We start from the raw sequence: 7,474 nt of genomic DNA on the forward strand, positions 1-7,474 counted from the left end.
TGCGGTCGCCAGCAACCAGTGTACGTCAGACCACTGCGGTGCCTGCGGCGACCAGCAGGCCCAGGGCGATGGGGATATAGACGAGGGGGGTACGCAGCCAGACGCGCGGGCCTTGGAACTGAACGGCGGTCGCGGCCCCGGTCGCCAGCCCATACATCCCGATGGCCAGCAGCGGAAACGCGATCATGGCGAGCAGTGGCGCCAGCGCGTTGACGGTCAGCAATCCCTTGAAGAACGGGGGCAACATGAGCAGTTCGCCGACGCCTGCGATCGCCGCGTAGACCACGATGAAGATGGGCTTGCGGCTGCGGTACAGCCCGTCGGTCTGGCTGACGGAGCGGCGCAGTGCGGAAGCGTCCACGGCTCCCGTTGGCTCCTGCAGTGGCTGTTGCGGCGGCGGTTGCTGCATTGGCGGGGCCGAGAGTGGTGGCGCCGAGTTGGGCGCATACATCGACTGGGGCGGCAGCGGGTCGTACAGCGGATCGGGCGCGGGCGGAGGCGGCATGGGCTCACCCGAGCGGGGGCCGCGGGAGTAGCCCGGTGAACGCGGCGACGGGACCCGTGTCTCCTCGTCGTAGGCCCATCGATCCGAGCGCCCGGCGTCCGGCCAGTTTCCGTAGTCATCGCGTCGGTCCACGGGCGAAAACGTACGCCAGCCCAAATGGGCCTCGCAAGTTGCGGGGGCCGGTCATGGCCGCATCAGCACGCCCAGACCGTCCGGCAGACCACCGCGCCGGCAGGCAAAATCGTGGCCGCCCGGGTACTGGCGATATTGGGCGTCGAAGCCGTGCTTGGTGAGGTTGGCGACCAGGTCGCGGTTGCCCGCGAGGAGGGTGTGCTCAAGCGCTCCGGCTTCGAGCCGGAAACGCACCGGAATGGAGCCGTCGATCGACGCGATCACGTCCGCGCCGGACAGGCCGTGCCCGTCACTGGACCACCAGAACGAGCCGGATTGGCCGAGCACGTTGCCGAAGCGGTGCAGGCTCGCAGCGCCCACGCCACCGCTGTCAGACCGCCAAGGCTCTGGCCACGAGTGTGGTGCGGGCGGGGTCGGCGGTGGCGCCGAGCTCGGCCACGGCCCACGGCATGAGCTCGTCGAGCAGGTAGGACAGGGTGGGTGGATGCCCGGATCGGTGAGGCCCTTGACGCGTCGTGGGCCGAATGGGTACCCGATGAGAATTGAAAGAAAGGGTTGCACCAGGCCATTGGCGATCAGGTTGTCGAACGTGGCGGTGACGTCAAGGCCCATCCGGGCTTGAGCGTCGAACATCACGACGGTGGGCAGCGGCCGGTTGCGGGCGTGGGTGGGGTGTAGACGTGTAGCTCCGCTGGCCACTCGCGACCGGTTGGCATGGAGCGGATGTGCCCGCGCGGGATGCCGGGACGGCGCGCATGCCAGGGGTGAGGCAGAGCTCCCGGAAGCTCCACAATGGACGCTCGATTGGCGTTGCCGTAGACGGGCCCGACGGTTCTCCACCCGATCGCGGCGCGGGCGGGCGTATCGCGGGCGACGGTGTGGCGGCACGGGATTACGCGGGCTTCGGTCGAAAAGCGTTGCGGCACAGGCTGATTGCGGACTATCGAGAGAGCAGATGTGTGAGCCCCTGGCCGCGGGTGGGAGCCCGCAGGAGCGCATGCGGTCGTATCACTCCGAGGCGGGGTGGGAGCCCGGGTGCGCTGCTTCGGATGTGGTCAAGCTCGTGAGCGAGGGCTACCTGTCGCGGGCGAGTTATCCCCAACCTCGTGGTTATCCACAGGTGGTACGCGACTGAGGTTTCGCGGCCGGCGCCGGGCGGCGATCGTGGGGGCATGACGAAGGTCAGTAGCGCCCTCGGCCGGTGGGGCGAAACCCTTGCCGCGCAACATCTCGTCGCCAACGGCATGGTCCTGCTCGACCGCAACTGGCGCTCGGCGACGGGTGAGATCGACATCATCGCGCGCGACGGCGACACCCTCGTCTTCTGTGAGGTGAAGACGAGGCGGGGCAACGCCTTCGGCGATCCGGCCGAGGCGGTCGTGGGCCCCAAGGAGCAGCGGCTGCGGGCGCTGGCCGGGCAGTGGCTGGCCAGAAGCGGGCTGCGGGCGCGCGAGGTGCGGTTCGACGTCGTCAAGATCGTGATCAACGGCCGGAGCGGTCCCGACATCGACCATGTGCGGGGCGCGTTCTGATGAGCTACGCCAAAGTGCTGTGCGCCACCCTGGTCGGCGTGGGCGGCCACCTGGTGGAGGTGGAGGCCTACCTGGCGGCCGGGCTGCCCGCCGTGATCCTGACCGGCCTGCCCGACTCGGCGCTCTATGAGGCGCGCGAGCGGGTGCGCGCCGCCATCGTCAACTCCGGTGCGCCGTGGCCGTCGCAACGGATCAGCGTCAACCTGCTGCCCGCATACATCCGGAAGTCCGGATCGGCCTTCGACCTTGCCATGGCGCTGGCCGTGCTCGGCGGCGCCGACGAACTGCCGATGGGGCCGCTCGCTCAGGTGCTCGTGATTGGAGAGTTGGGATTGGACGGAACGGTGTTGCCCGTGCACGGCGTGCTGCCGATGGTGGCGGGCGCGGCCCGGGTCGGGGTCAGCAGAGTGATCGCGCCGGCGGCCAACGCGGCCGAGGCGGCGCTTGTGCCGGGCGTGCGGGTGATGGCGGTGGGCTCGCTCAGGGAGGTGATCCAGTTCGCCCGGGGCGAGCGCCCACTGGGTGCGCCGCCCACTCCCATCCCACCGGAGCCGTCCGGCCCCGTGCCCGACCTCGTCGACGTCGCCGGTCAGAGCATGGGCCGGGTGGCGATCGAGGTTGCCGCAGCCGGTGGGCACCACGTCGCCTTCTTCGGGTTGCCCGGAGGCGGCAAGACGATGCTGGCGCAGCGGCTTCCGTCGCTGCTTCCCGACCTCGATGACGAAGCGGCGCTGGAGGTCACGTCGCTGCACTCGGTCGCGGGCAAGCTCGCGCCCGGCTCGCCGCTCATCAGGCGCCCGCCGATCCAGGCCCCGCACCACACGGCAAGCGTGGCCGCACTCGTCGGCGGCGGCAGCGGGCTGGCCCGGCCGGGCGCGCTCTCGCTGGCGCACATGGGTTGTCTGTTGCTCGACGAGGCCCCGGAGTTCTCCGGTCGCGCGCTCGACGCGCTGCGCCAACCGCTGGAGGAGGGCCAGATCACGCTCGGGCGAAGCCAGGGCGTCGTGGTTTACCCGGCGCGGATACAGCTGGTGCTCACGGCAAACCCGTGCGCGTGCGGGCAGGCCGGCGATCGGTGCGAGTGCCCGCCGTTCGCCAAACGGCGCTACCTTCGCCGACTCACGGGGCCGCTGCTGGATCGGATCGACATCCAGCTGGAGCTGTTCCCGCTCAAGGCGGGTGACCTCATGGCCGACTCCTCGATGCGCGAGGCATCCCAGGTCGTCGCCAAGCGGGTGGCGGCGGCGCGCGAGGCATCCGCGGCCCGCTGGGGCAAGCTTGGATGGTCCACAAATGCGGCCGTTCCCGGGCGGGTGCTGCGCGACCCGCGCTGGCGGATGCCGGCCGGCGAAATGGCGGCGCTGCGGCGGCAGCTCGACACCGGGCGGATCTCGGCGCGCGGATACGACCGCATCCTTCGCCTGGCGTGGACCGCGGCCGACCTGCTCGGCAACGACCGGCCCGGCGCTAGCGAGCTTGACCTGGCCATCAAACTGCGAGTGAGGGCGGTCGACGATGTCCGGTTCTGACAGCGAAGTCCTCCGGGCGCGACTGCTGCTCGGCTGGCTTGCCGAGCCAGGCAGCAGGCCCATGCACGAGTTGGTGGCCAAGCACGGCCCGGTGGAAGCGTTGGCCCGTCTGGTGTCCGGCGGGGGGCCGAAAGACCTCACCGCCGCCGTGGCCACGCGACTGGCCGGGCAGGATCCGAGGCGGGTCGTCGAACATCTGCTGGCTCAGGCGAAGCGGCTCGGGGCCACCCTGCTGACCCCGGAGAGTCCACATTGGCCGGTCGCGTTGGACGATCTGAAGCGGCTCGACGAGCGCGATTCGTGTCCGCCGCAGGCGCTGTGGATACGCGGGCACATCCGGCTCGACGAGGCGTGTCAACGTGCCGTCGCCATCGTCGGTGCGCGGGCAAGCACGCCCTACGGCGAGCACGTGGCTTCCGAGATGGCCTACGAGTTGGCCGAGCGCGGGTGGACGGTCGTGTCCGGCGGGGCATACGGCATTGACGCCGCCGCGCATCGCGGGGCTCTCGCAGCGCACGGCATCACCGTGGCGGTGATGGCGGGCGGGGTCGACCGGCTATATCCGAGCGGCAACAGCGCACTGCTGGAAAAGATCGCCGAGCGAGGGTTGCTCATCAGCGAATGGCCGCCGACCGCGGCGCCGCACAGAGTTCGGTTCCTGACTCGCAATCGCGTCATCGCGGCCCTGACCCGAGGCACGGTCGTGGTCGAGGCGGGGGCGCGCAGCGGCGCCAGGCAGACGCTGGGGCGAGCGCGCAAGCTCGGACGGCGGGTGATGGCGGTGCCCGGACCTGTGACGTCGAGCATGTCGGCAGGGTGTCATGAGGAGCTGCGGCGAGACGGCGACGATGGAGCCAGGCTGGTCACCAACGCCGCCGAGGTGCTGGAGGAGATCGGGTCGGTCGGCGACGACCTCGCGCCCCGGCCGCAGGGCGAGCAGCGGGCATACGACTCGCTCAACCGGACGGAGCTGGCCATCCTCGACGCCACGCCGCGCCGCCCGCCCGCGACGGTGGCGGCGATTGCGGCAGCGGCCGGAGTTTCGGCACTGCATGCGTCCGTGGCGTTGCCGTCCTTGGAGTTGCGGGGATTCGTGCGGGTGGATCGTGGCGGGCGCTATCGACTCAACCCGTAGACTTCTCACGCATGATCGACGGCGCGCGTGACATGTTTGTCCTTGACCCTGCGGCAGCCCACCTCAATCACGGCTCATTCGGTTCCGTGCCAACGATTGCGCGGGACGCGCGGCGTCAATTGCTCGATGAGCATGACGCCAACCCGATGCGCATGATCACCGGCGATCTCTGGGAGCGGACCAACGCGGCACGTGACGAGTGTGCCGCCTTCCTCGGTGCCGAGCCTTCGCTGTGCGCGTTCGTCAACAACGCCACATATGGCACTGCGCTCGCGCTGAACTCGCTCGACCTCGCCGAGGGCGACGAGATCGTCATCACCGATCACAGCTACAACGCCACCACGCTGGCCGTGGGAGATGCCGGCCGACGCTTCGGCGCCAAGGTGGTGGTGGCTCCGGTGGACCTCGGTGCGTCCGCGGCCGATACGGTTGCGGCGGTGCTGGGCCGGTTCAGCGAGCGCACCAAACTTGTCATCGTGGACGAGGTGTCGTCGGCGACCGCGCAACGGCACCCGATCGCCGCGCTGACCGAGGCGGTTCACGATGTCGGCGCGCCGATCCTGGTCGACGCCGCCCACTCGCCCGGCATGCTGCGGGCGCCACTGTCCGGAGTGGACCCGGACTTCTGGGTCGGCAACATGCACAAGTGGGCCTTCGCCCCCGGCGGCACGGCCCTGTTCCGGGTCTCGCAAGCGTGGCGGGACAGGCTCAACCCGCTGGTCGTGTCGCACTTCCACCACAACGGATACCCGGCCAACATTGAGCAGCAGGGCACGCGGGACCCCAGCACCTGGCTCGCCGCCCCCGTCGGGCTCACGCTGTTCGAACGGTTCGGCGAGACGGAGATCCAGCGCCACAACGCCGAGCTGGCGGCATACGGCCAGAAGGTCCTCGGCGCCGCGCTGGGCGTCGAAGCCGGCGAACTGCCCGACCCGGGTCAAGGTGTCAGCATGCGCATCATCCCCCTGCCGGACCGGCTCATCCCCGACCACCAGGCGGCCATGCTCATCCGGCGCCGCATCGCGGACGAACTCGCCACCGAGGTCGCCATCAACCTCTGGCGCGACCGGGCATGGCTGCGCGTGAGCGCACAGATCTACAACAGCCCGGACGAATACGACCGGCTCGCCGATCGCCTGCCCGCATTCCTCGCCGCGCTCTGATCCGAAAGCCGCCCCATTATGAAACGCTTCGACCTCATATGCCGGGCGGTTTCGACACGGCCAGGGTCCCGCATCGGCGCGCTAACTACGAACACCTTCCGGCCCGGGCCAACCAGGCGGATTCCGTTGTCTTCCTAGACCGAACCCGCGCCTTGCCCTTCTCCACCAGGTCAGCTCTGCGCGCCGCGCTGATTCCTGGCCGCAGAGTCTGCCGTGCTTGCAAGCGAGTCAGCGGGGCGAGGAGCGGGCGGGCCACCGGCCAGATAGGCAAGCTGCGCGAACGCATGCGGCCGACGGCCATGTGGGCCAGTCGAGACGTGTCCGATCCCGCTATTGCTGCCCCTGATCAAAGGCGGTGATCAGGACGGAGCAGATTGAGTGAGACGTGGCTGCAGGTTCGTGTTCCGTTGAACTTGCTCCGAAAACAGCGGAAATTTGACCGCGTCTCGTCGATCGCGGGTGAGGTCTACTGTTTGACCTCGTGCCGTTCCCCGATGAGAGCCTGACCGTGGCGGTGCGTCCGTATGACCCGTCGTGGCCGGCGGACTTCGCGCTGATCTCTGCCGAGCTGAGTGCGGCGTTGGGCGATATTGCGCGGGCGGTGGACCACGTGGGTTCGACATCGATTCCCGGAATGCCGGCTAAGGACTGCATCGACGTGCAGGTTCGGGTGGGTCGGATGGACCGTGAGGCGATCATGCCCGCGTTGTCGGCGATCGGGTTCCGCCTGCGCGACGAACCGTGGAACACCGAAGAGACATCATTTGACGTCACGAGCCCGAAGCTGGTGTTCGCCCCGCCTGTCGGTGCGCGGAGGGCCAACGTTCATGTGCGGGCGTTCGGCTCACCCAATGCCCGCTTCGCGTTGCTGTTCCGTGATTACCTGAGGAACAGTCCGGTGGCGCGTGAAGCGTGGGGTGCGTTCAAGGTGCGGCTGGCGCAGGATGTGACGGATCTCTACTCGTTTGGCCAGATCAAGCAACCAGCCATGGTGGTGCTCATGGAAGCGGCGTGCGGCTGGGCCGCCGAGTCCGGATGGACCACGCCGGAGTAGGTGCCTCGGAGATCTCTAGACCAATTCGTTTTCCCAGTCTTGCAGCGATGGTTCGATCTGGTAGCCGGGTGAGCAGCAGGCGCGGATCCATTGCGTCGCGCGGCGTTGGGCCTCGGTTTGGCGGATGACGTATCCATCGTGGTCGCTGCTGAGCACGTTGGTGAAGACCGTCTCAGTTGTGGGCCGAGTTCGATGAGGTGTGGCCGGTAGTCGATCCCGGCGAGGATGTCTGGGTCGAGGTTGCCGTCGGCCAACCGGTAGGCGAAGTTGCGAATGCCGATCGGATTTCCTGGGCCAGCCTGTTAGGCGTGCGGTGAGTGGTCGCCGTGGTGGTGTGGGGTGATGGCTGCGAAGGGGCCGGGTGGTTTAGGGGGATGGAGCGCGGATGAGGCGGAAGGGGCGGTGTAGGGGGCGGCGGCGGTGG

8 protein-coding genes and 1 pseudogene are annotated in these 7,474 nt (G+C 69.0%); 6 read left to right on the forward strand and 3 right to left on the reverse strand.

The genetic code is table 11. From position 1 onward, the window contains the following. Positions 1-25: 25 nt before the first annotated feature. Together DM816_RS10870 and DM816_RS42410 are read right to left on the reverse strand one after the other, a co-directional pair. Positions 26-637: a hypothetical protein gene (locus tag DM816_RS10870; protein WP_117210036.1), complete on the reverse strand. Its 612-nt coding sequence runs from the start codon at positions 635-637 to the stop codon at positions 26-28. A gap of 51 nt (positions 638-688) precedes the next feature. Next, positions 689-1,336 carry an alpha/beta hydrolase gene (locus tag DM816_RS42410; protein ID WP_162907332.1) on the reverse strand — a complete coding sequence of 216 codons (648 nt, stop codon included), beginning with the start codon at positions 1,334-1,336 and terminating at the stop codon, positions 689-691. A gap of 256 nt (positions 1,337-1,592) precedes the next feature. Between DM816_RS42410 and DM816_RS42415 the strand changes: the two genes are divergently transcribed. The 6 genes from DM816_RS42415 to DM816_RS10900 all read left to right on the forward strand — a co-directional run bounded on the left by DM816_RS42415 (position 1,593) and on the right by DM816_RS10900 (position 7,050). Continuing rightward, complete coding sequence (locus DM816_RS42415) at positions 1,593-1,772, forward strand: hypothetical protein (RefSeq protein ID WP_162907333.1); 180 nt, start codon at positions 1,593-1,595, stop codon at positions 1,770-1,772. 37 nt (positions 1,773-1,809) lie between these two features. Further along, positions 1,810-2,169 (forward strand): YraN family protein, encoded by a 360-nt coding sequence (locus tag DM816_RS10880; RefSeq protein WP_117210038.1) that lies wholly within the window; start codon positions 1,810-1,812, stop codon positions 2,167-2,169. Continuing rightward, positions 2,169-3,698, forward strand: a complete 1,530-nt coding sequence (locus DM816_RS10885) for a YifB family Mg chelatase-like AAA ATPase (protein ID WP_117210039.1) — start codon at positions 2,169-2,171, stop codon at positions 3,696-3,698. The genes DM816_RS10880 and DM816_RS10885 overlap by 1 nt, the downstream gene beginning before the upstream one ends. Next, positions 3,685-4,833: a DNA-processing protein DprA gene (gene dprA / locus DM816_RS10890; protein ID WP_117210040.1), complete on the forward strand. Its 1,149-nt coding sequence runs from the start codon at positions 3,685-3,687 to the stop codon at positions 4,831-4,833. The genes DM816_RS10885 and dprA overlap by 14 nt, the downstream gene beginning before the upstream one ends. A gap of 86 nt (positions 4,834-4,919) precedes the next feature. Continuing rightward, positions 4,920-5,996, forward strand: coding sequence for an aminotransferase class V-fold PLP-dependent enzyme (locus tag DM816_RS10895; protein ID WP_246001844.1), 1,077 nt, complete (start codon positions 4,920-4,922; stop codon positions 5,994-5,996). 481 nt (positions 5,997-6,477) lie between these two features. Further along, a complete protein-coding gene (locus DM816_RS10900; RefSeq protein ID WP_211588636.1) occupies positions 6,478-7,050 on the forward strand; it encodes a GrpB family protein in 573 nt (190 codons plus the stop codon). A 15-nt stretch (positions 7,051-7,065) separates the two neighbouring features. On the opposite strand, the pseudogene DM816_RS45740 reads toward DM816_RS10900, so the two are convergent. Next, positions 7,066-7,209, reverse strand: a pseudogene (locus tag DM816_RS45740) (DUF7677 family protein); the annotation flags it as partial. Between the last annotated feature and the right edge of the window lie 265 nt (positions 7,210-7,474).

The sequence above is a fragment of the Allorhizocola rhizosphaerae genome (assembly GCF_003426775.1).
Taxonomy (GTDB): Bacteria; Actinomycetota; Actinomycetes; order Mycobacteriales; family Micromonosporaceae; genus Allorhizocola; species Allorhizocola rhizosphaerae.